This window comes from Plantibacter sp. RU18 (assembly GCF_050613355.1).
Taxonomy (GTDB): Bacteria; Actinomycetota; Actinomycetes; order Actinomycetales; family Microbacteriaceae; genus Plantibacter.
Genome location: NZ_CP159618.1, coordinates 1,084,570 through 1,105,548, shown reverse-complemented (window position 1 = coordinate 1,105,548; position 20,979 = coordinate 1,084,570). Strand labels below are relative to the sequence as shown.

The 20,979-nt window shown below is 67.0% G+C and carries 25 protein-coding genes; 7 read left to right on the top strand and 18 right to left on the bottom strand.

Features of this window, described 5'->3' with window-relative positions:
* Positions 1–82 precede the first annotated feature (82 nt).
* Positions 83–388: a hypothetical protein gene (locus tag ABMA10_RS05365; protein ID WP_347867419.1), complete on the bottom strand. Its 306-nt coding sequence runs from the start codon at positions 386–388 to the stop codon at positions 83–85.
* Between the two features lie 214 nt (positions 389–602).
* On the opposite strand from ABMA10_RS05365, the gene ABMA10_RS05360 reads away from it, so the two are divergent.
* Positions 603–1,160, top strand: coding sequence for a hypothetical protein (locus ABMA10_RS05360; RefSeq protein ID WP_347867418.1), 558 nt, complete (start codon positions 603–605; stop codon positions 1,158–1,160).
* Positions 1,161–1,170: 10 nt separating this feature from the next.
* Here ABMA10_RS05360 and ABMA10_RS05355 read toward each other — a convergent pair whose 3' ends face one another.
* The 9 genes from ABMA10_RS05355 to ABMA10_RS05315 all read right to left on the bottom strand — a co-directional run bounded on the left by ABMA10_RS05355 (position 1,171) and on the right by ABMA10_RS05315 (position 12,369).
* Positions 1,171–2,265 carry an ABC transporter permease gene (locus ABMA10_RS05355; protein WP_431031279.1) on the bottom strand — a complete coding sequence of 365 codons (1,095 nt, stop codon included), beginning with the start codon at positions 2,263–2,265 and terminating at the stop codon, positions 1,171–1,173.
* Positions 2,265–2,849, bottom strand: a complete 585-nt coding sequence (locus tag ABMA10_RS05350; protein WP_347867415.1) for an ABC transporter ATP-binding protein — start codon at positions 2,847–2,849, stop codon at positions 2,265–2,267. Before ABMA10_RS05350 ends, ABMA10_RS05355 begins: the two co-directional genes overlap by 1 nt.
* A gap of 83 nt (positions 2,850–2,932) precedes the next feature.
* Positions 2,933–3,970 carry a peptidoglycan-binding domain-containing protein gene (locus ABMA10_RS05345; protein WP_347867414.1) on the bottom strand — a complete coding sequence of 346 codons (1,038 nt, stop codon included), beginning with the start codon at positions 3,968–3,970 and terminating at the stop codon, positions 2,933–2,935.
* Between the two features lie 620 nt (positions 3,971–4,590).
* The gene (locus ABMA10_RS05340) at positions 4,591–6,921 is read right to left on the bottom strand and encodes a glycoside hydrolase family 3 N-terminal domain-containing protein (protein WP_347867413.1); all 2,331 of its coding nucleotides are present in this window, start codon (positions 6,919–6,921) and stop codon (positions 4,591–4,593) included.
* Positions 6,918–7,934, bottom strand: coding sequence for an ABC transporter permease (locus tag ABMA10_RS05335; protein ID WP_414693632.1), 1,017 nt, complete (start codon positions 7,932–7,934; stop codon positions 6,918–6,920). Before ABMA10_RS05335 ends, ABMA10_RS05340 begins: the two co-directional genes overlap by 4 nt.
* A 1-nt stretch (position 7,935) precedes the next feature.
* Positions 7,936–8,919: an ABC transporter permease gene (locus tag ABMA10_RS05330; RefSeq protein WP_347867412.1), complete on the bottom strand. Its 984-nt coding sequence runs from the start codon at positions 8,917–8,919 to the stop codon at positions 7,936–7,938.
* Positions 8,916–9,746: an ABC transporter ATP-binding protein gene (locus ABMA10_RS05325; protein WP_347867411.1), complete on the bottom strand. Its 831-nt coding sequence runs from the start codon at positions 9,744–9,746 to the stop codon at positions 8,916–8,918. The genes ABMA10_RS05330 and ABMA10_RS05325 overlap by 4 nt, the downstream gene beginning before the upstream one ends.
* Entirely contained in the window at positions 9,743–10,612 is an 870-nt protein-coding gene (locus tag ABMA10_RS05320) for an ABC transporter ATP-binding protein (RefSeq protein WP_347867410.1), read from the bottom strand. Before ABMA10_RS05320 ends, ABMA10_RS05325 begins: the two co-directional genes overlap by 4 nt.
* Before the next feature lie 98 nt (positions 10,613–10,710).
* Positions 10,711–12,369: an ABC transporter substrate-binding protein gene (locus ABMA10_RS05315; RefSeq protein WP_347867409.1), complete on the bottom strand. Its 1,659-nt coding sequence runs from the start codon at positions 12,367–12,369 to the stop codon at positions 10,711–10,713.
* Between the two features lie 196 nt (positions 12,370–12,565).
* On the opposite strand from ABMA10_RS05315, the gene ABMA10_RS05310 reads away from it, so the two are divergent.
* Entirely contained in the window at positions 12,566–13,192 is a 627-nt protein-coding gene (locus ABMA10_RS05310; RefSeq protein WP_347867408.1) for a TetR/AcrR family transcriptional regulator, read from the top strand.
* Positions 13,193–13,333: 141 nt separating this feature from the next.
* Positions 13,334–13,768: a hypothetical protein gene (locus tag ABMA10_RS05305; protein WP_347867407.1), complete on the top strand. Its 435-nt coding sequence runs from the start codon at positions 13,334–13,336 to the stop codon at positions 13,766–13,768.
* Between the two features lie 15 nt (positions 13,769–13,783).
* On the opposite strand, the gene ABMA10_RS05300 is transcribed toward ABMA10_RS05305, so the two are convergent.
* Positions 13,784–15,271 carry an amino acid permease gene (locus ABMA10_RS05300; RefSeq protein WP_347867406.1) on the bottom strand — a complete coding sequence of 496 codons (1,488 nt, stop codon included), beginning with the start codon at positions 15,269–15,271 and terminating at the stop codon, positions 13,784–13,786.
* A 3-nt stretch (positions 15,272–15,274) separates the two neighbouring features.
* Complete coding sequence (locus ABMA10_RS05295; RefSeq protein ID WP_347867405.1) at positions 15,275–15,847, bottom strand: YdeI/OmpD-associated family protein; 573 nt, start codon at positions 15,845–15,847, stop codon at positions 15,275–15,277.
* Here ABMA10_RS05295 and ABMA10_RS05290 point away from each other — a divergent pair.
* Positions 15,828–16,172 (top strand): hypothetical protein, encoded by a 345-nt coding sequence (locus ABMA10_RS05290; RefSeq protein ID WP_347867404.1) that lies wholly within the window; start codon positions 15,828–15,830, stop codon positions 16,170–16,172. The genes ABMA10_RS05295 and ABMA10_RS05290 overlap by 20 nt on opposite strands.
* Here ABMA10_RS05290 and ABMA10_RS05285 read toward each other — a convergent pair.
* On the bottom strand, positions 16,153–17,412 hold the full coding sequence (locus tag ABMA10_RS05285; protein WP_347867403.1) for an MFS transporter: 1,260 nt from the start codon (positions 17,410–17,412) through the stop codon (positions 16,153–16,155). The genes ABMA10_RS05290 and ABMA10_RS05285 overlap by 20 nt on opposite strands.
* Before the next feature lie 81 nt (positions 17,413–17,493).
* On the opposite strand from ABMA10_RS05285, the gene ABMA10_RS05280 reads away from it, so the two are divergent.
* A complete protein-coding gene (locus ABMA10_RS05280) occupies positions 17,494–17,808 on the top strand; it encodes an ArsR/SmtB family transcription factor (RefSeq protein WP_347867402.1) in 315 nt (104 codons plus the stop codon).
* Between the two features lie 33 nt (positions 17,809–17,841).
* Here ABMA10_RS05280 and ABMA10_RS05275 read toward each other — a convergent pair whose 3' ends face one another.
* Together ABMA10_RS05275 and ABMA10_RS05270 are read right to left on the bottom strand one after the other, a co-directional pair.
* Complete coding sequence (locus tag ABMA10_RS05275) at positions 17,842–18,378, bottom strand: flavin reductase family protein (RefSeq protein ID WP_347867401.1); 537 nt, start codon at positions 18,376–18,378, stop codon at positions 17,842–17,844.
* Positions 18,379–18,445: 67 nt separating this feature from the next.
* The gene (locus tag ABMA10_RS05270) at positions 18,446–18,868 is read right to left on the bottom strand and encodes an HIT family protein (RefSeq protein ID WP_347867400.1); all 423 of its coding nucleotides are present in this window, start codon (positions 18,866–18,868) and stop codon (positions 18,446–18,448) included.
* Between the two features lie 109 nt (positions 18,869–18,977).
* On the opposite strand from ABMA10_RS05270, the gene ABMA10_RS05265 reads away from it, so the two are divergent.
* Entirely contained in the window at positions 18,978–19,316 is a 339-nt protein-coding gene (locus tag ABMA10_RS05265) for a hypothetical protein (protein ID WP_347867399.1), read from the top strand.
* Positions 19,317–19,327: 11 nt separating this feature from the next.
* Here ABMA10_RS05265 and ABMA10_RS05260 read toward each other — a convergent pair whose 3' ends face one another.
* From ABMA10_RS05260 to ABMA10_RS05250, 3 genes are all read right to left on the bottom strand, one after another.
* Positions 19,328–19,879, bottom strand: coding sequence for a DUF6328 family protein (locus ABMA10_RS05260; RefSeq protein WP_347867398.1), 552 nt, complete (start codon positions 19,877–19,879; stop codon positions 19,328–19,330).
* Between the two features lie 23 nt (positions 19,880–19,902).
* Entirely contained in the window at positions 19,903–20,061 is a 159-nt protein-coding gene (locus ABMA10_RS05255) for a hypothetical protein (RefSeq protein WP_347867397.1), read from the bottom strand.
* Between the two features lie 77 nt (positions 20,062–20,138).
* Complete coding sequence (locus tag ABMA10_RS05250; RefSeq protein ID WP_347867396.1) at positions 20,139–20,420, bottom strand: hypothetical protein; 282 nt, start codon at positions 20,418–20,420, stop codon at positions 20,139–20,141.
* Between the two features lie 219 nt (positions 20,421–20,639).
* Here ABMA10_RS05250 and ABMA10_RS05245 point away from each other — a divergent pair, with 219 nt between their 5' ends.
* Positions 20,640–20,951, top strand: coding sequence for an ATP-dependent DNA ligase (locus tag ABMA10_RS05245; protein ID WP_347867395.1), 312 nt, complete (start codon positions 20,640–20,642; stop codon positions 20,949–20,951).
* Positions 20,952–20,979 lie beyond the last annotated feature (28 nt).

Genomic DNA, 20,979 nt, shown 5'->3' with positions numbered 1-20,979 from the left:
TGTGGTCGGGGCATAAGGAAGACTGGCGGGTGCCAGCAACAGCACCCGCCAATCCTGCTACATGCTGCGGAATGCTCCCCGCCTACTGGCAGCCGAAAGCCCACGAGGAGAAGTGGCCGCTGGTGTTTGCCTCGAGCAGCGCCGCGCCGGGATTGAACAGACCTCGGTGCGCCGATGATCCTGAACCGTAGGTGTTCTTGTTCCACCAGCCATTGGCCTCGTGTTGGTGAACGGTGCTCGCTGTCGAGGTGACCCCCGACCAGGTCCACACTCCAACGCACGACCGGTTCGCGCCTTTGTGGTCGGCAGCCTGCGCTGGAACCACTCCAGCCAAGACGATGCCAACCGACAGGGCGGCAGCCGCGGCGATCAAGTTGATTCTCTTCATACGTCTTCCTTTGCGTCAATTGATGGATATCGGCCGTGCACGTTGCCCGGTGTTGAAAACATATACACGGCTTCGATTTAAGTCCACAATTATTCACATACCACGAATCTCGCGCGAGTCAATAGGGATACCGCGGCTTTACTGAAGAGATATACCCGACAGTCGTTGAAAATCGGCGGAGATCTGGTTCTGGAGGCATCAACGCAATATCGTCTTGAGTATCAATGAAAGGATTTCCATGCGCGTGTCACTTATTGGTAAAGCAATCACTATTATGATGAGTTCGTTCCTATTGGCTGGGTGCACGCATCCGGAAGCGCCTGCGGGTACTGGAGCGACGGGGGAGGCGCTGTCGTTGTCACCGGCGTCCGATGCGGTCTACGCATGCATAACTGAGAAAGGTTGGGATGTGACGATCAGCTGGGACGGGGGCATCGGGGCTTCCAGCGACACGATTCCGGCAGCTCAGGTTGATCAATACGACAGCGACGCCGCAGCATGCTGGGCGATGATCGACGATCGAGTGGCCGCCATGCAACCGGATGAAATCGAGGCCGTGTACCTGGACGAGATCGCCACTCGTGAATGCTTGATCGCTCAGGGATACTCGGTGGATTCGCCACCGTCGCGACAGCAATATGTGGACACGTTCTTCACGACTCGGTGGACTGCCTACGGAGAGTCTGATGCCATGTCTCCGAGGAATGATGAGGACACTTGGCGAGCGCTGAATGAGACGTGTCCTCAGCCGGCGTGGTCGTTGGGGTTGTGAACGACCGAAGCTATGGCACGCGAAGTTCTCGAATTGGTTCCCTGCGGCTAGCGATGACGGCGGGAGCGAGCGCGGCGAAGACGGTGGTCACAGATGCCAGCAGGCAGAGGGCGGCCGCGAATCCAACGTCGGACACGGGATCGCCCGTGACGATCAGCGTGACGGTGGCGGCAATCACGCCCGTCAGCGATCCGATTCCCGCCAGAATGGCGGTCTGAACCAGCAGGAGCTCGACAATGAGGCGGCGGCTCGCGCCGAGCGCGCGGCGTCGGCCGAAGTCTTTGCGACGCATCATCACGAGACCGAACAGAATGACCGTCACCAACAGCGCCGTGACACCCAGAAGAACCAGCATGAGGCTCCGCGAGAAGGAGCTCAGCTGATCCTGCACGAGTGCTTTCACCTGAGCGAGGCTGTCGCTCGTTTGCAGCGTCACCTTCGAGGCATCGTGCGGCGCGAGGATGGACAGAGCGAAGTCGGCGATCGTCGGTACGAGCTCCGGGGTGGCGGCAACGAGCACCAGTACGGCTATAGGTTCCGAGTTCTCAGTGATGGCTTGCGGGATCAGCACCAGGGGTTCGAACTCCTCGAGGTACTCCGGTGTGACGAGCTGCCCTCCAACTCCAACGGAGCGACCGTCGGATACGGAAATCGCCCCAGCGCCGTCCACCAATCCGAGTTGTTCAAGGGCTGCCACCGATGCGAATGCAAGTTCGCCTGCGCCCTTCCTCTCTGGAATTCCCAGCTGGTCGAGCTGGAGAGAGTACACACTCCGTGTTGGCACACGGGTCCCTTCAGATATCTGCTGATTTTTCGCATCGACAGCCCCGGAGAACGCGCCAGCCCATTGGATGCCGTCAACGCCCTGCAGTCGTTCGAGGACCGCCGTCGTGACACCCGCGTCGGGATCCGCACGCACGACGATCGCTCGCGAACCGACAGAATCGATCGACGACAGCACGCGTTGTTCAGCGCCCACCGTACGACCGGTCGTCAACAGGACAGTCAGCACCATAGCTGACACGACGAGAACGGTCAGAGCGCTGGGCACTGGAGCCGAACGTGCGGACGCCAGCGCCTCATGGACGACGGAGCGGATTCGCATCAGAGTCGTACTTCTTCGTCGCACAGGTCCGCGAGGGATGGTGAATGCGTCACGACCACGACAGCTGCGCCTGATCGTGCATGATCTCGCAGCGCATCAACAACGACCCCGCTGGTGACCGGGTCGAGGTTGCCTGTTGGTTCATCGGCCAGGAGAATCCGCGGATTCGTCAGGAGGGCGCGACACAACGCGATTCTCTGAGCCTGACCGCCCGATACCTGACCAGGCTTCCTCCCGGACGGGAGATCGACCCCGAAGCGGTCGAGCAGGCTCCTGCCCAGGTGGGTCGCTGCGCGCCGGCTGTCACCCCGATAGAACGACGGCTCCGTGACGTTGTCCATCAACGTGCGAGTGGGGTCGAGAGCCGCGTCTTGAAACACGAAACCGAATGTACGCGCCCGATGCCTCGCCCGCTGTGAATCGGGCAGCTGAGACGTCGGGCGACCATCGATACTGATCTCCCCCGACTGAGGACGAAGCATCAAGCCCAGGAGATAGAGCATGGTTGATTTCCCGCGACCAGACGGCCCAGTCAGCGCCGTCATCGTTCCTGCTGCGAAAGTCGCTGTCCAGTTCTCGACCACAGCGCTTCCTCGCGCATAGCCGAACGAAACATCGCGAGCCTCAATCAGGGGCCCATGGGAGTGGCCTGCATCCACGCGTTGCGTCACGGAGCACCTGTCTCGTTCGTCGGCGGCACACGAACGCGCAATCCCGACGCGACGCCTTCGACAACCGCCACACCGTTTGCGGAGGCGACTATTGCAACAGCGACACGACGGCCATCCTCGGTGATGACCGAAACGACACCTTCGGCATCGGTCACAAGCGCTGCCGCAGGCAGGATCAGACCGCTGACGGTCTCGGCGGTGGTAATCACGCTCTCGAGCGACGTCTCACCGACGACAGGGATCGAAGCACACTCCGCTCCGCAGAGGGATGCCCCGGCCGTTCCAGTGACTTCGACGATGACGGTATTGTTCTCCGGGTCGCGATGACGATCCGCCACCTCGCCCGCCCAGATCTCTCCGTTCGGTCCGGTCACGGACACGTCTGCCCCGGCGGCGATCATGCCCGACTGCGTGACGGTCACGGGAATCACCGTCTCCGGAGCGTCAGGCAGAACCATGACGACCGGCTCGCCCCCGACAACGACCTTGCCTGGGCCGACGACGTCCTCGTCCAGAGAGACCCTCGCGGGCAGCGCAGGCACGAAGACGAGATCCCCGAGCTCCACGGTGCCTGAGACCGGGACCCCAGTATCCTTCTGCCACGCTCTGATCGCTCTATCTGTCTCCCGGCGCGCAATGCCATCCACGTCACCGTCGTAGTGCCCCAGGGTGGCCAAGAGTCCTTGAAGTTGAGCGACGTCGGCTCCCTCCATGTCCCGAGCGAGTGCCCGAAAGGCCGGCACCGAACCTTGCGCGACGATCGCCGGACGCAGATTCACCGAATACAACTCATCGCCCGCGGAGACTTCGCCACCCGCGCCCGTTGACACGTCAGTGACAGTCCCTGCAGCTTGATTGATACCACCGATCGTAGGTTCCCATGAAGTCACCGCAGTCAACGACATGCTCGCCCCGACCTCGCCCAGACGCACCGACACGAATGTATGCATCTCAACCGCCGAGGGATCCTGAACCGGCCTCGTTACGGTGGCCATCGCCCAACCGCCCGCCACAGCCACCGCGACGATGGCCAACGCAGTCCCAACTATCGTGGCCCACCGAGAAATGCTGAATCGTTCAGCCACAGATGCGCACCGTCCTCACGGGATCCGAGAGGCCCCGTGTGTGCCGAGAAAACGTACCTTCTCGTGCCACATATCATCCTCACGAGTTAGAAATATTAAACAATACTGTAGGGAAGAAAGCGACGCGTGGCAATGGCGCTCCGATCGATTCGGCACATGCTCGACCAGACGTAAGCGGCGACTGGGTGTTGGCGCATGCGAGTTCGGCGATGACCGTCAGTCCTCGGTCCTGGGCAGCGCAGAGTCGACGTGCGGCTTGGGTGACGTCACTCGCGGCATCTCGAGCGGCACATCGGCCCCCTCGAAGTGGATGTCGGCGCCAATCTTCCAACACCGTTGGCGATGTAGTTGCGACCGTTGGTCCATCGCCCGCACCGAGCGGGCCCTCTGTGCCCCCTGACGCACATCACGGCCCTGGAGCACAGTTTCTGAACCGACGGGACGCGTCAGCAACGTCGTTCACCAACGTCAAGAGCTGCTTGCGTTCAGGCCAAGATGAATCGGGGCGGGGCTACGACTACTTGCATCATGCGGTCGACGATTGCGGCGACCGCGTCGGGTCCCGTCCGCTATCGCACGGTGAAGCGCGCCGTCCTGAGCGCCTCGGCGCGAGACGAACCACCGATGCGGAGTTCGAACTCGCCCGCCTCGACGACGCGTCGGCCGCGGGCGTCGACGATCGTGCAGTCGGCGACCGGCAGCTCGATGACGACGGTCGCCGTCTCGCCGGTGCCGACCTCGACCTGGCGGTACGTCTTCAGCTCCTGGTCGGCCCAGCTCACCGAGGTGACGAGGTCGCTCACGTAGAGCTGGACCGTCTCCAGCACGGGTCGCGCGCCGGTGTTGCGCACCTCGACCTCGGCGCGGACGGTGTCGTCGACGCCGAGCTGATCGGCCGCGAGACGGACCTCGCCGTACTCGACACTCGAGTAGGACAGACCGTCGCCGAACGCGAACGCCGGATCCTGGGTGAGGTCGGCATACCGGTCGCCGTGCTGGCCGCGGATCTGGTTGTAGTACGTCGGCTGCTGGCCGGCGTGCCGGGCGAACGAGATCGGCAGACGCCCCGTCGGCTCGATGAGTCCGAGCAGCAGTTCCGCGATAGCTCGGCCGCCCTCCATGCCAGGGCTCGCGGCCCACACGATCGCGTCGGCACCCAGCGCGGACGGCGGCAGCACGAGCGGCTTCGACGCGAGCAGGACGACGACGAGCGGCTTGCCCGTCGCGGCCAGTGCGTCCAGCAGCGCGACCTGCCCACCGATGAGTTCCAGCGTGGCGGTCGACCGGCCCTCGCCGACGAGCTCGATGCGGTCGCCGACGACCGCGACGACCACGTCGGCCTGCTCGGCATTCGTGACAGCCTCCGCGATGAGCGCAGCGTCCGCGTCCGCCGGCGTGACCACCGGCGGACGGGGCTGCCCGTCAGGGAACGTCGCTCCGGCAGGGTTCGGTGAGAGCGTCAGGATGTCGGCGCCGAACGCCGCCGACACCGTGGACCCCTCCGGCGCCACAGCCCGCAGTCCGTCGACCACGGTCGTGATCATCTCGCGCGGCTGGCCGTCGGGCAGCCAACCGGCCTGGCCGGAGTTGCCGGCCCAGTCGCCGAGTTGCATCTGCGCGTCCTCGGCGAGCGGTCCGACGACGGCGATACGCAACGGCCCGGACTCGGCGGTCGCGACAGCGCGACCGGCGTCGTCCGCCTCATACCCGCCTGCGAGCGGGAGGACGCCCTCATTGCGCAGCAGCACGAGAGAACGCCTCGCGACCTCGAGGTTGAGCTCGGTGTGCGCCGAGGAACCCACCATCGCCTGCTGCGCAGCGGCATCCGGGTGACGTGGGTCCTCGAACAGCCCGAGCGCGAACTTGAGGGTCAGGATGCGACGGACCGCCCGGTCGAGGTCGGCCTCGGCCAGCAGTCCCTGCTCGATCGCTGCAAGCGCGCCGTCGAAGAAGCCGGGGGTGTTCATCACCATGTCGTTGCCGGCACGGATCGCAGCAGCCGAGGCGTGCACGTAGTCCGGGCTCACGTGCTGCTCCCAGACCATGCGACCGACGTTGTCCCAGTCGGTGATGAGCGTGCCCTCGTACCCCCACTCGTCACGGAGCACGTCGTTCAACAGCCACTCGTTGACCGTGATCGGGACGCCGTCGATCGACTGGTACCCGAGCATGAAGCTCGCGCAGCCCTCTCGGGCGACGCGCTCGAACGGAGGCAGGAACCAGGAGCGCAGCTTGCGCGGCGAGATGTCCGCTTCGCTCGCATCGCGGCCGCCCTGGGTCTCGGAGTACCCGGCGAAGTGCTTCGCGGTCGCGAGGATCGCGGTGGGGTCGGTCAGGCCGTCGCCCTGGTAGCCGCGCACCATCGCAGAGGCGAGTTCGCCGATGAGGAACGGATCCTCGCCGAAGGTCTCCCCCACACGACCCCAGCGGAGGTCGCGGGCGATGCAGAGCACCGGTGAGAAGGTCCAGTGGACGCCCGTGGCCGCGACCTCGATCGCCGTGGCCCGGGCGACGCGCTCCAGGAGGCCGGCGTCCCAGCTCGCGGCCATGCCGAGCTGCGTCGGGAAGATCGTCGCACCGAGGTGGAACGAGTGACCGTGGATGCAGTCCTCCCCCACGATCAACGGGATACGCAGGCGCGTCCGCGAAGTGAGCTCATGGGCGAGCGCGAGCCGCTCCGGCGAAGAGTGCAGGATCGAGCCGACGTGCGTCTCGAGGACGTGCGCCTCGATGTCGTCGCGGGCGTCGAGCTGCATCATCTGCCCGACCTTCTCGACGGTCGTCATGCGGCCGACGAGGTCGTCGACCCGCTCCGAGATCGGCAGGGTGGCGTCGAGGTAATCCGGTCGGAAAGCGCTGCCGCTGCCGGGACGGGTGGTCTCTGTGATGTCGATACTCATTCGGTGAGCCTTTCAGTCTTCTCTGTCGATACGCGCACAGCCGTGATGCTGCTCCCGGGCTTGATGCCCCGCTTCCGCAGCGCCCGCGCGCGCTCACCGGCCGATCGGAGCCGAGGGTTCACGTATTCGTCGATCCCGAAGTTGATGAGCGACAGCGCGACGCCGAGGAGCGCGATGCAGACACCGGCGGGTACGTACCACCACCAGAAGTCGGGGAACGCGCCGTTCTGCTGTGCCCAGAACAGGATGGTGCCCCAGTTGAGGTTGGTGATGGGGATGACGCCGATGAACGCCAGCGTCGTGAGGCCGAGGACGGCTGCGGTGACGGTCCCGACGAAGCTCGACGCGATGATCGCCGTCAGGTTCGGCAGCATCTCCACGGTGATGATGCGGAACAGCGACTCACCGTTCGCGCGAGCCGCCTGGACGAAGTCGCGGTTTCGGAGCGACATCGTCTGCGCCCGCAGCACACGGCCGCCCCACGCCCATCCGGTCAGCGCCAGCACACCGGCGATCAGGAACAGACTCGGGTTGTCGTACTGCGATGCCACGATGATCATGAGCGGCAGACCAGGGATGACGAGGAAGACGTTCGTCAGCGCGGAGAGCGACTCGCTCTTGAACCCGGACACGTAACCGGCGGTGACACCGATCGCGACGGCGATGATCGTCGCGAAGATGCCGGCGAGGAAACCGACGATGAGCACACCGCGGGTTCCGTAGATCAGCTGGCTGAGGACGTCCTCGCCCATGTGCGTCGTGCCGAGCAGGTGCGCGAGGGAGGGCGCCTGACGCAGTGCGGTGAAGTCCTTCTCCAGCGGTCCGTACGGCGCGATGAGATCGCCGAAGACGGCGACGAGTACGAAGAAGCCGAGGATGCAGAGGCCAGTGATCGACTTGCCGTTGCGGAACATCGCGAACGACTGACCGAACCGTGCGCTGAACGAACGACTGCGCGGTGCAGGCTTCAACGCCTGCGCGGTGGCGTTTGCCATGGTGGTGGGGATGGTCATGTCAGGACTCCAGCTGGCGGGTGCGAGGATCGAGCACGGCGTAGGCGACGTCGGCGAGGATGTTCGCGACGAGCACGGTGAGCGTGATGACGAGGAACAACCCCTGCATGAGCGGGTAGTCCTTCGCCGTCGTCGCGTCGAGCAGCAGCTTGCCGACGCCCGGATAGGAGAACACCATCTCCATGACGATCGTGCCGCCGACGATGAAGCCCAGCGACAGTGCGAAGCTCGACAGCTGCGGGAGCATGGCGTTCCGGGCGGCGTAGTTGACGAGCACTCGACGCGTCGGCAGACCCTTCGCCTGCGCGACGGTGACGTAGTCCTCGTCGAGGACGGTGACCATCATGTTGCGCATGCCGAGGATCCAGCCACCGAGCGACGCCAGCACGATGGTCGCCGCCGGCAGGAAGCCGTGCGCGATCACCTGCCCGATGAAGTCGAGCGAGAACTCCGGTCTCGACCCCTTCCCGTAGGCGTGCGAGGCCGGGAACCAGCCGAGCAGGGTGGAGAACACGGCGATGGCGATGAGGCCCATCCAGAAGTACGGGACGGTGGAGAAGAACGTGGACACCGGCACGATGAAGTCGGCCTTGCTGCCGCGCTTCCAGCCGATCAGGGCACCGATGGAGGTACCGAGCACGAACGACAGGATGGTCGCGATGCCGACGAGGCCGACCGTCCACGGGAGTGCTGCGGCGATGACGTCGGTGACCGGCGCGAGGCCCTTGGAGAACGAGCGGCCGAGGTCGCCCGAGAACAGCAGCTTCCAGTAGTCGATGTACTGCTCGAGGACCGAGCGGTCGGTGTCGAGACCGAACAGCGTGCGGAGCGAGTCGGCTGCCTCAGGGCTGATACGCCCCTGGTTCTTCTGGATGTAGGCGGACACCGGGTCACCCTTGAGCATCCGCGGGAGGAAGAAGTTGATGGTGACCGCTGCCCACGCGGTGAAGGCGTAGAAGGCGGCGCGACGGAGGAAGAAGGTCATGAGGGGGTCCTCGCAGATGTTGATGGACCGCCGCCTGAAGGAGCGCTGCCTGCGAAGTGGCGGTCCGGGTCGGGGGACGCGTTCCGGAGGGCGAGCGTGTAGGGGTGCTGTGGACGCAGGATCACGTCGTCGGCGGGCCCGCGTTCGACGACCTCGCCATGGTGGAGCACCATGATCTCGTCGCTGAAGTGGCGGGCGGTCGCGAGGTCATGCGTGATGTAGAGCACGCCGAGCTGGGACTCGCGCTGCAGGTCGGCGAGCAGGTTGAGCACGCCGAGACGGATGGAGACGTCGAGCATGGAGACGGGCTCGTCGGCGATCAGCAGCGAGGGACGCGACGCGAGCGCACGGGCGATGGCGACACGTTGGCGCTGACCGCCGGAGAGCTCGTGCGGGCGGCGGTCGATCGTGCCGGCCGGATCGAGCTGCACCCGTTCGAGCAGTCGGTTGACCTCGGTCTCGACCTCGGCCTCCGGCACCACGTGGTCGAGGCGCAGCGGGCGCTCGATGTGGTGCCGGATCGTGTGGTATGGGTTCAGGGAGGCGAACGGGTCCTGGAAGACCATCCGGACCTGCTGACGGTACCGGCGGAGCGCCTTGCCGCGGCGCGGGATGGGTTTGCCGTCGAGCAGGATGTCGCCGCTCGTCGCACGCTCCAGCTGCGTGAGGATCTTCGCGATCGTCGACTTCCCACTCCCGGACTGCCCCACGAGGGCAAGGGTCTGGCCGGACTCCAGCGTGAAGCTGACGTCGTCGAGCGCGAGCATGTGACCGGACCCGCGGACCCGGTAGCGCTTGGACACATGGGAGAACTCGAGGGTGGTCATGCGATGGCTCCTGCCTGCGAGGCCGACGCGGCACTGGTGCCGCGCACGAAGTCGCCGCGGTCGCCGGTGAGGCTCGGGAACGACGCGAGCAGCTTCCGCGTGTACGGGTCCTTGGCGTGGTGGTAGATCTGCTCCGCGGTGTCGATCTCGACGAGTCGTCCCGCGCGCATGACGGCGATCCGGTCGGAGATCTCCAGGAGCAGCGGGAGGTCGTGGGTGATGAAGATGACGGAGAAGCCGAACTCGGTGCGGAGGTCCGAGATCTGCTGGAGGATCTCGCGCTGGACGAGCACGTCGAGTGCCGTGGTCGGCTCGTCCATGATCATCAGCTGCGGCTTGAGCGCGAGCGCCATGGCGATCATGACGCGCTGGCGCATACCGCCGGAGAGCTCATGCGGGAACGACTTGAGGCGGTCGCGCCCGACGCCGACGATGTCGAGCAGCTTCGCGCACTCGTCACGGCGTTCCGCCTTGGAGAGCCCCTTGCGGTGCGTCGTGAAGACGTCGTCCAGCTGCTTGCCGATCGAGATGACCGGGTTCAAGGCGTTCATGGCGCCTTGGAAGACCATCGAGGCCTTGTCCCAGCGGAACGCGCGCATCTCCTCCTCGTCAAGCGCGTTGAGGTCGATGTCCTCGCCTGACTCGTCATGGAAGATCGCGCTGCCGCCGGTGATGACGGCCGGAGCCTTGAGCAGGCGTTGCAGCCCGTAGGCGAGCGTCGTCTTGCCGCAGCCGGACTCGCCGGCCAGGCCGAGGATCTCGCCGCGACGGAGCGTCAGGGAGACGTCCCGGACGGCTTCGACGGGAGGTTCGACGTCGTAGGTCACGCTGAAGGAGGAGACCGTCAGCAGGTCTTCGCTGGTCACTGCGCTGTGAGGCACTGCACTGTTCCGTTCTGGGATGAGTGGGCAGGCGGGGAGACGGGCGGGGCGGATGAGCGCCCCGCCCGTCGGCTGGTGCGGTGCTACTTCGCGGCCTTCAGCTGCGTGAGGATGTACACGGCGGTCGGCTGCGTGGGGTCGGCCGGCGCGTACGGGTCCTTCTCGCTCGGCCATCCGACGTAGTTGCGCGTGTTGTACGACCCGATGAACGGACGGGTGCCGATCGGCATCGCCGGGACGTCCGAGACGAAGATCTTCTCGACCACGTCCAGCGCCGCTGCACGGGTGGCGTCGTCGGTGGCGTTCGCGTAGGCGGCCAGCGCTGCGGTCGCCTCCGGGCTGTCGTAGCGACCGAAGTTGAAGTCGGCTGCTTCGCCCGCAGGCATCAGCCAACGACCGTCCATGATGTCGGAGTACAGGTCGTACGGCGTCGCGCCGGTGTCGGTCCAGTGCAGGATCGCCTGGAAGTCGCCCTCGGTCTTCGCAGCCCACCAGGTGTCCTGGTCGGGGGTGTCGACACCGGCCGTGACGCCCAGCTCCTTGACGGAGTCGGCGATGAGGCTGATGCCGGTCACGTAGTCGTTCCAGCCCTGCGGGACGCTCAGCGTGAAGGTGACCGCTTCGCCCGACGGGTCGGTGAGGACGTCGTCGTTCCACGTGTAACCGGCGTCGGTGAGGATCTGCTTGGCGGCCTTCGCATCGACGGCGTAGTCCTCATCCTTGTACTCCGAAGAGATGAACGCGTCGCCCGCCGGAGTCGGCAGGCCGGTGATGGAGGTGAGCTCCGGCACGCCGCCCTCACGAGCGATCTGCTGGTGCTTCTCACGGTCGATCACGAGGTTCACGGCCTGACGGAACGCCGGGTCGTTGAACGGTTTCGTCTCGGTGTTCACGAACATCGTGTCGACGGCCAGACCCGCAGCCGCCCAGTAGACGTTGTGCTCCTTGTCCTTGTCGAGGTACGCGGACTGCACGTTGGGGATGAAGGCCTGCGCCCAGTCGGCGTCGCCGTTCGCGAGTGCCGTGGTGAGTGCCGTGTTGTCGTTGTAGGACACGTAGTACAGCGTCGGGACCGCGGGCTGTTCGCCCCAGTAGTCGTCACGCGCGCTGAGCTCGACGCTCTCCGTGCTGAAGCTCGTCAGCGTGTACGGGCCGGTGCCGACGGGCTCGGGGTTCTCGAAGGTGGCCGGGTCGTCGACGGACTCCCAGACGTGCTTCGGGACGATCTGCTTGAGCAGCACCTTGTCCTGCTTGACGAACATGGGGTTCGCGAACGACAGGGTGACGGTGTCTCCCTCGGTCGCGACCGTCGTCAGGCCGAGCGCGGAGCTGTCGAGCTCCGGGTGGTCGATGAACTGCTGGAAGGTGAAGGCGATGTCGTCTGCGGTGAACGCTTCGCCGTCGTTCCACTTCACGCCGTCGCGGGCGGTGAGGGTGACGGAGGTGTAGTCGTCGGTCCAGGCGATCTCGGACGCGAGCCACGGCTTCACGTCGGCGCTCGGGTCGACGAGGTTCACGATGGCGAGCGGCTCGAGGATCGCGTTGATGTAGCCGAGCTTCATGGCGGACGAGTCGCCGACGTACGGGTTGTTCGACTCGGTGGCGATCGAGCCGTCCGGCTTCGCGATGGTCAGTGCGGCGCCGCTCTCGGGGCCGTCGCTCGACCCGCCGGCACCGGTGCATCCGGTGAGCAGTAGTGCCGCAGCAGCAGTGGCTGCCAGCAGCGAGGTTCTCAGCTTCATCGCTTCTCTCCTTGTGTGATGCGTCGCCGCAGTGCGTCGCAGAATGTGATTCGGTGATAACTTACTGACCATTCAGTAAGTTGGCAAGTGAGCGGTCGTGAACGCCGCAGCGCCGAGCGCGCTGGCCTACAATCCAGAACGGGGAGCGATGGACGAGCCTGTCGTCGCACCAGGCCAGACCCGCCGAACGGACGACATGAGCACTTTGAAACGACAGCCGCAGCCCCGTCCTGCCACCGTGGCCAGGCGGGCCGAGGTCGTGCGCTCGGCCCTCGACGTCTTCGGCGCGAAGGGGTACGCGAACGGCACACTCATCGACATCGCCGAACTCGTCGACATGACGCCGGCCGGCATCCTCCACCACTTCGGCTCGAAGGACCAGCTGCTCCTCGAGGTGCTCAGCTACCGTGACGCGACCGATGTCGAGAACCTCGACGACCAGCACATCCCGGGCGGGATCGAACTCTTCAAGCACCTCATCCGCACGGCGACGGCGAACGCGCAGCGGGCCGGCATCGTGCAGGCGTTCGTCGTGCTGTCAGCGGAGTCCGTCACCGAGGACCACCCGGCGCGACACTACTTCGACGACCGCTACCGGACGCTCCGCAGCGAGATCGCGGAGGCGTTCGAGGTGGTGTGCGCTGAGCGCGGCATCACCGCCCCGGACACCGTCCACCGCGCTGCGGCCTCCATCCTCGCCGTCATGGACGGCCTGCAGGTGCAGTGGCTCATCGACCCGACGGTCGTCGACCTCGCCGAGACGAGCGCGTTCGCCATCACCGTGATCGTCGAGTCGGTGCTCGGTGAGGGGGCGCTCGACTGAGCAGGCGCCGATCGTGTCCGGGTCAAGCCCGCCATGGCGGACTCTCGCTCGTGCAGCACTGAGCAGGATTCGAGAAGCGGCGTTTCGAGCCCGCGACTATCGTGAAGTCCGTTCCCACGCACCGAACGGAAGGACGACGACATGACCGAGACGAAGCAGTCGAGCACGAAGAGCGGGTTCACCGCGGACGAACGCGCCGCGATGAAGGCGCGCGCCAAGGAGATGAAGGCCAACGCCAGCCGCGAGGAGGCACTCCAGGGCGTCGTCGACGCCATCGCCGAGATGGAGGGCCCCGACCGCTCCATCGCCGAGCCGCTGCACGAGCTCGTCATGGGCGGCGACTACGGTCTCGCCGCGAAGACCTGGTACGGCATGCCCGCGTACGTCGGCGCCGACGGCAAAGCCGTGGTGTTCTTCCAGGCCGCCGCGAAGTTCAAGGCGCGGTACGCGACGATCGGCTTCAACGACAGCGCGAAGCTGGACGACGGCGACCTCTGGCCGACCGCGTTCGGCGTCGTCGCCTGGAACGACTCCGTCGCGAAGCGCGTCACTGAACTGCTCGACCGCGCCGTCTAACCGTTTTCGGCACGATCATCGCGGCGGCGCGATCGCGCGGCGGTAGCCGTCGTCACTCAGCGCACCGACGCGCGAGTGGCGGCGACCGTAGGCCAGGTAGAGCGCGACTCCGGCGAGCATCCAGACGAGGAACACGAGCGAGGTCGTGCCGCCGAGCGACAGCATGAGGCCGAGGCACATGAGGATGCCGAGCGCCGGCACGACGGGGAACAGGGGCACCGAGTAGGTGCGCTCCAGGTCCGGTCGTGATCGCCGCAGGATGATGACCGACAGGTTCACGAGCGCGAAGGCGAACAGCGTCCCGATGCTCGTGGCGTCGGCGAGTTCGCCGAGCGGGATGAGCGCCGCAACGACCGCGACGATCACACCGACGATGAGGGTGCCGGCCACCGGCGTACCGGTGCGCGGCGCAACCCGGGCGAAGATCCCCGGCACCATGCCGTCCTGCGCCATGCGGTACAGGATGCGCGTCTGCCCGTAGAACACGGTGAGCACGACGCTCGCAATGGCCACGACCGCACCGATCGAGAAGAACAGCCCGATGATCGGCTGCCCGGTGATCGCCGTGAGGATGCCGACGAATGCGGCTTCGTCGTCGGTGAAGCCGGTCCACGGTCGCGCACCGATCGCCGCGATTGCGACGAGGATGTAGACCGTCGTGACGATGACCATCGAGAGGATGATCGCCCGCGGGAGATCACGCCTGGGGTTCGTCGCCTCGTCGCCGGCTGTGGAGGCTGCATCGAAGCCGATGTAGGAGAAGAACAGTCGGCTCGACGCCGCCGCGACACCGGCCGCACCCATGGGCGCGAGCGGTTCGAAGTGCTGCAGGGTGAACGCCGTGAAGGCGATGACGACGAACACGAGGAGCACCGCGAGCTTCACGATCACCATGACCGTGTTCACCCACGCGCTCTCCTTCGCGCCGCGTACGAGCAGCAGCATCGCGAGCAGCACGAGGAGAGCGGCCGGCAGGTTGACGAGTCCTCCGTCGACACCGATGGGGTTCGCCAGGGCGTCCGGAAGACCCATGCCGAACACGGCGAGCGCCTCGTTCACGTACTGGCTGGCCCCCACGGCGACCGCCGCGACGGACACTCCGTACTCGAGCACGAGGCACCAGCCGCAGATCCAGGCGACGCCCTCCCCCATCGTCACGTAGGCGTAGGAGTAGCTGGAGCCCGAGACCGGCACCGAGGCTGCCATCTCCGCATACGACAGCGCGGACAGGAGCGCTGCGAGCCCGGCGACCGCGAACGCGATCCACACTGCGGGACCGGCGAGCGGGACGGCTGTGCCGAGCACCACGAAGATCCCCGTGCCGAGCGTGGCGCCGACGCTGATCATCGTCAGCTGCCAGACGCCGAGCGAACGACGGAGTCCGCCGGACGCGCGCTCCTCGGCGCCGAGGTCCGTCTCGCCGCGGAGGTCGTCGAGCGGCATGCGCCGACGCAGCTGGGCGAGCAGGGCTGGCCGGCCCGGTGTCCGTGATGGTGTGCTCATGGGTCAGCGGTAGTGCTGTTCACCTCTCGCGGCCTTGGCGACGACGTCGGCGATGCGGGCCGCACGCGTGGCCGGTGTCTTGATCGCGTTCAACCGGAAGAAGACGCGGAAGCGCTCGGTCTTCCGGAGTCCCGCGAAGAAGGCCGCCGCCGCCGGGTTCGCATCGAGCGCCGCCTGCAGGTCCTCGGGTGCGACGGCGTCCTTCTGTCGATACGCGGCGTCCCACCGGCCGTCGGCCTTCGCGCGTTCGATCTCGGCCAGTCCTCCGGGCTGCATGCGGCCCTCGTCGATGAGACGCGCGACGTGCGCGCGGTTGATCTGCGACCACGGGCTGTTCTTCCGGCGGGGGGTGAAGGCCTGCAGCGAGTAGTCGTCGTCGAGGCGCTTGCCCTGGCCGTCGATCCAACCGTGGCAGAGTGCCACGTCGAGCGCCTCCGACCAGGTGATGCCCGGTGCCTTCGACGTCTTCTTCCGCAGCTTCAGCCGGACGCCGTCGTCGCTCGGATCGTCGGCGAGGTACGCCTCCCACGCTTCCAGCGTGAGGTCCAGGATCGGTTTGTCCTCGAAGCTCGCCACGTCAGCGAGGGTACTCGCTGGTGACGAGGCACCGCGAGTCCGGCGACGACGCCTGGCCGTCGGCTCGGTCATCCTGCATCTGCCCGCCGCAGCGGTGACGCCGTTCGCGGCCGACGGCACGGTCGAGGAGCTGGGTCCGAACCGCTGCCGCTTCACCTCCGGTTCGTGGTCCTGGATGGCGCTCGCGGCCTCGCTGGGCCGTTTCGACGCAGAGATCCAGGTCGTCGCACCACCCGAGCTCGCCGAGGCGTCCGCGCGGCTCGCGACCCGGAGCGCGAGGGCTGCAGGCTCGTCGCGCCGACCGATCAGACGCTGCCCGCGCTAGCCGTGCGGGCTCGGAGCAGCGCAGCCCCTCCCGCGGCGACGGCCACGACCGCGCCATAGACGAGCACGGTCGCGTGCAGGCCGGCGATCGAGGTGAGCACCCCGGCGATCACGGCCGGCACACCGAACGACAGGTACGCGACGATGTACAGCGACGAGAACAGCTCGGCCCGCTCATGCACGGCCGCGAACGGCAACAGGGAGGCGATCGTGCCCATGAACGCCGTGCCGAAGCCCGTCCCGGCGATGACGATGGCCGCGACCGCGATCGGGAGGGACGCGGTCACGAGGGCGAGGAGGAGCAACAGGGTACCGAGTGCCAGCGCCGAGGCACCGTACACCGCGGCCACCACGGGTCGCCGTCGATAGAGCACGAACGCGGCGAGCGCCCCGGCTGCAGGCAGGAGGCCGATCAGGAGCGCTCCGGCGAGCTGGCCGTCGACGCCGAGTTCCGTGCGGACGATGGTCGGGCCGAGTGAGAGGAACAGGCCACCGGTGGCCCAGCCGGCGAGGACGATGGGAACACTGATGCCGAAGAGCCGCCGCGCTGCGACCGGTACGGCAGCTCGCGGACGCAACGCCTTCGCCCAGCCCTCGGCGCGGGGAGAGGTCTCCGGGAGCAGCCACACGAGCCCGGCGATGGCGAGGTAGGCCGCCGCGAGCGGCAGGAACGTCCAGGTGGCGGCATCGGCGACGGTCTGCAGGAGCACACCGGCGAGGATGGTCCCGAGGGCGAGACCGGTCATCGGGGCGAGGGTGTTGACGAGCGTCGCGAGGCGAGGCGCTCTCGGCGGGGCGAAGTCCGCGATGGTCGCCGACATGGTGGAGATGAGCGCACCGCTGGCAAGCCCCTGCACGACACGGGCGAGATACAGTGCACCACCGGAGTCGACCTGCCACAGCAGGAGGACGCTCACTGCGAGCAGGACGAAGCCGACGGTGATCACGGGTCGTCGCCCGAGGTGGTCGGAGATGGAACCGATCGTGAGCAGCGCGATGAGCAGCGCCAGAGCGTAGACCGCGAAGGCGATCGTGACCCCGAGGGCACCGATACCGAGCCGCTCCTCCAGTGCCGGGTAGAACGGCGACGGCGCACTCGCCCCGGTGAGCATGAGGGTGCTGGCGATGCCCGCGAGCGCGAAGCCGAAGCGCCTCCGAGGCAGTGCGACGCCGGCAGCGGCAGCGTCGACGCCTGGCGCGGCCGTCGGGGCCGGGCTGGTCTGGATCGTTTCCGTGGTCACGCGCATCATCCTTCGGTTCCAAAATCTTCGAACGATAGGACGCTACTCGCTTCGCGCCGATTGTTCAACTATTATCGAACCATGACCGCAGCGACCGACCTCACGCACCCGGAGCGCGACGCGATCGTCCTGAGTGCCGTGCTCTTCGCGCTGAGCGATCCCGACCGACTCGAGATGGTCCGTCAGCTCCGTGACGGGCCGATGGATGCCGCGAACTGCACGGCACTCGACCCGTCGATCCCGAAGTCGACGAAGTCGCACCTCATGAAGGTCCTGCGCGAGGCCGGCGTCATCCGCAACGAACCGAACGGTCGCAACCGGACGCTCACGCTCCGGCGGAGCGATCTCGACCAGCGGTTCCCCGGCCTGCTCGACTCCGTGCTCGACGCGCGCTGAGGCGACCGTGGGAACCCGCAGGCTCGGGCCGACTCAGAGGGGCGTCGGCTCCAGTCGGAGGAAGTTGCGATTCTGGTAGAGCAGCGCCGGGGCATCGGAGCCCGCCGGCAGGACGTCCAGGACCTCGGCGATGACGAGCATCGAGCTTCCTGCGGGGATCGCCTGGACGATCCGGCACCGCAGCACGGCACGAGCCGTCGGAAGGTACGGCTCACCGGTCTCCAGGCGCGCCCACTGCTGCTCAGGGGTGAAACGCGGCTCCCCCGTCTTCGCGAACGCCTTCGCGACATCGACGTGGTGGTCGGCGAGCAGGTGGACGACGACGGTGTCCGCGCCGAGCAGCCCACCGGCCGAACCGGTCGCGCGCGTGACCGAGAACGAGAGCATCGGCGGATCGACGGCGACGGACGCGACCGACGATGCCGTGAGGCCGACATCGCCTCGATCGGTCGCCGCGCTGATCAGGGCGACGCCCGCCGGGTGGTCGCGGAACGCCGCCTTGAACCCGTCGACCGTCGCAGCGATCGCGATCGCATCGGGGTCGGCGGACGGCGTGGTGGGAATCGTCATGTTCCAACCGTAGAACCTCAAGCAGCGTTGAGGTCAAGTCGGCGACATGGGGTTTCCGGCGGCCCGGCTATTCGAACATCTCCGCGAGCAGTGCGTGCGGGTCGCCTTCGACGCGGTGCGACGACAGGCCGCCAGGCCAGAAGGTGACACCGTCGTCGTCCCAGCAGGGCACGACGTGCAGGTGCAGGTGCGGGACGCTCTGGCCCGCGTCGACGCCGGATGCGCTCAGCACCACGACGCCCGTCGCTCCGAGCGCGGCGCGCATCGCCCGGCCGACGCGCTGGGCGAGCGCCGTCGTCGCCTGGAGCGCGCGCGGATCCGCGTCCAGCAGACCGACGCTGTGCGCCCGCGGCACGACGAGCGTGTGCCCAGGCGCAAGCTCCGACGCCGGCAGCGGACGGAACGCGACGGCTTCGGTCTCGCGTTCCACCCACACGACGTCGTCGGGCTCGTCGGTGATGATGCGGCAGAAGACACAGGGCTCGGACATCGTCCCATTCTGGACGCCCGCCACGCACCGAGTCGCACGGACGCGGTCGCATCGAGGCAGAACTCGACGGAGGCGACGCCCAGCGGTGGAGCCGCCTACGATCGACACGATGACCACGAACGGACACCCGACCGACCGGATCACTGCGCCCGCCGGTCACCACGTAGCGCACCTCCGGGTGGGGATCAAGCCGATCGGGCAGACACCCGCCCGGGGTTATCGTCTCGGCATGACCGACAGCGACCAGACCCCGAATCACGACGCCGAGCTCGACGACGACGCCCGCGCCCAGCACGATGCCGACCGGCACGACCAGCTCACCACCGCCCCCGATGCGACGGAGGAGGATGCCGCTCCGCGCATCGACGTCACCCAACGCGGTGACGGCATCACCCGCATCGACATCCGCGATGACGCCGAGGTACGCCCGGGTGCCGACCCGTCCTGAACCGCCGCGGTTCAGCGGGCGGCGGCGTCGGACCCGGCGGCCCGTGACCCGGCGGCCCGGTCGCGGGCGGCCCGTACGAGGCGCGGCCCGAGGACCCACACCAGCAGGATGAGCACGACCACGGCTCCGCCGGCCCAGAGACCCGCGGTCGGCGTCGTCACGAAGTCGAACACGAACAGCACGATTCCGGCGAACAACAGCGACGCGGCCGCCAGGCACACCATCAGGATGCGACTCGCGGCCTGCACGAGCTGCGGCTTTGCTCGCTGCCCGAACACGAGCCGGTGGATCGTCACGGGCGCAAGCGCCAAGAGCGTCACCGTCACCGCGAGGATGACGAGGATCAGGTACAGCACATGATCGAAGGCGTTCAGCTCGGTGAACCGCGGCTGGAACGGCAGCGTCAGCAGGAAACCAGCGAGGATCTGCGTGCCGGTCTGGAGGACGCGGAACTCCTGCATGAGGTCGGACCAGTTGCGATCGGAGCGTTCGTTCGCCGTCTCGTCACGTCCGTCACCGCGCAATGCGTCGGTCGGACTCGGCGAAACGGGGTCGTGCGTCATCGGGTGCCTCCTCGAGGACTCCCCTACTCCGTGCCGGGTACGGCCGTGTCCGGCTGCTCCAGTACGTCCGGCTCGTCTTCCGTGTCCGCACCGTTCGGCTCCGCCGGGATCTCGGTTGGTGGGGTGCCCGCGACGAGGTCCGGGTCGGTTCCCTGCGCGTCAGCGCCTGTGATGTCACTCATGTCTGCCTGCTTCCTGTCTCATGGTTGGTCGGTTCCTGGCTCCCGGCTGGTGGGCACTTCGGGCTTGGCCCGTCGGCTCAGGCCAGCACGACGTGCAGTCCACCGGTGATCTCGATCTCCTCGAGCATCTCCGCCGCGACACGTTCGTCGATCAGCGGCTCCAGCTCTGCGTCGAACGCGAACACGATCGGCTGCTCGGGGCTCACCCGCACCGATTCGGACGGGCTGGCCAGACCGCGGTGCAACTGCAGGAGGAACGACTGCTCATCGAGCATCCGAGTGAGGATCACCCGTTCCAATTGGGCGAGCGTCTGATCGTCCATCTGCGATCGGAGCGCACCCAGGCGAAGAAATCCCATGGTCTGCTCCCTCCTGCGTGCAGCCACGGTAGCGTGCGCACCTCCGGCTGAAGCGGGCATTGCGCGGATGGCGTCGGCGGCGGACAATACGCGACGCACGCCTGCGCAAGCGCTGCATCGCGGCAGGGTAACAGCCCGGCCGCCCTGGAACGAGACCGTGACAAGCACGGCCGCCGCGGCGTAGCGTCGAAGGATGACGACGAGGAAGGAGCGCGGTCCGTGGGCAGACTGATCTACGACGACGGTGTGTCGATCACCTTCGACGATCGACTCCTCAGCCACCTGCAGGTCGTCATCGGTGCGAAGCTCCGCCGCGGGGAGGGCTTCTACCTGACGTGGAAGGACGACCCGCGCGCCGGCGACGGCCGGAGCACGATCTGGCTGCACCCCGCGATGACACTGCGTTTCTCGTACACGACGAGCGCGCCGATCGAGCTCAACCGCGCCTGGATCGATGCGCTGGCGACGACCGCTGACTCCTCGAAGGGGCTGTCGATGGTCGGCGAACCCGATCCTCGCCGCCGCGCCTGAGCGGCGGACGTCGATCCGTCGCGAATCC

What these genes read in the sequence shown, in the direction of transcription:
- ABMA10_RS05365 (WP_347867419.1), bottom strand. Translation starts at nt 388, where the DNA reads ATGAAGAGAATCAACTTGATCGCCGCGGCTGCCGCCCTGTCGGTTGGC.
- ABMA10_RS05355 (WP_431031279.1), bottom strand. Translation starts at nt 2,265, where the DNA reads ATGCGAATCCGCTCCGTCGTCCATGAGGCGCTGGCGTCCGCACGTTCG.
- ABMA10_RS05340 (WP_347867413.1), bottom strand. Translation starts at nt 6,921, where the DNA reads ATGAGTATCGACATCACAGAGACCACCCGTCCCGGCAGCGGCAGCGCT.
- ABMA10_RS05335 (WP_414693632.1), bottom strand. Translation starts at nt 7,934, where the DNA reads ATGACCATCCCCACCACCATGGCAAACGCCACCGCGCAGGCGTTGAAG.
- ABMA10_RS05330 (WP_347867412.1), bottom strand. Translation starts at nt 8,919, where the DNA reads ATGACCTTCTTCCTCCGTCGCGCCGCCTTCTACGCCTTCACCGCGTGG.
- ABMA10_RS05325 (WP_347867411.1), bottom strand. Translation starts at nt 9,746, where the DNA reads ATGACCACCCTCGAGTTCTCCCATGTGTCCAAGCGCTACCGGGTCCGC.
- ABMA10_RS05315 (WP_347867409.1), bottom strand. Translation starts at nt 12,369, where the DNA reads ATGAAGCTGAGAACCTCGCTGCTGGCAGCCACTGCTGCTGCGGCACTA.
- ABMA10_RS05310 (WP_347867408.1), top strand. Translation starts at nt 12,566, where the DNA reads ATGAGCACTTTGAAACGACAGCCGCAGCCCCGTCCTGCCACCGTGGCC.
- ABMA10_RS05305 (WP_347867407.1), top strand. Translation starts at nt 13,334, where the DNA reads ATGACCGAGACGAAGCAGTCGAGCACGAAGAGCGGGTTCACCGCGGAC.
- ABMA10_RS05300 (WP_347867406.1), bottom strand. Translation starts at nt 15,271, where the DNA reads ATGAGCACACCATCACGGACACCGGGCCGGCCAGCCCTGCTCGCCCAG.
- ABMA10_RS05280 (WP_347867402.1), top strand. Translation starts at nt 17,494, where the DNA reads ATGACCGCAGCGACCGACCTCACGCACCCGGAGCGCGACGCGATCGTC.
- ABMA10_RS05275 (WP_347867401.1), bottom strand. Translation starts at nt 18,378, where the DNA reads ATGACGATTCCCACCACGCCGTCCGCCGACCCCGATGCGATCGCGATC.
- ABMA10_RS05270 (WP_347867400.1), bottom strand. Translation starts at nt 18,868, where the DNA reads ATGTCCGAGCCCTGTGTCTTCTGCCGCATCATCACCGACGAGCCCGAC.
- ABMA10_RS05265 (WP_347867399.1), top strand. Translation starts at nt 18,978, where the DNA reads ATGACCACGAACGGACACCCGACCGACCGGATCACTGCGCCCGCCGGT.
- ABMA10_RS05260 (WP_347867398.1), bottom strand. Translation starts at nt 19,879, where the DNA reads ATGACGCACGACCCCGTTTCGCCGAGTCCGACCGACGCATTGCGCGGT.
- ABMA10_RS05255 (WP_347867397.1), bottom strand. Translation starts at nt 20,061, where the DNA reads ATGAGTGACATCACAGGCGCTGACGCGCAGGGAACCGACCCGGACCTC.
- ABMA10_RS05250 (WP_347867396.1), bottom strand. Translation starts at nt 20,420, where the DNA reads ATGGGATTTCTTCGCCTGGGTGCGCTCCGATCGCAGATGGACGATCAG.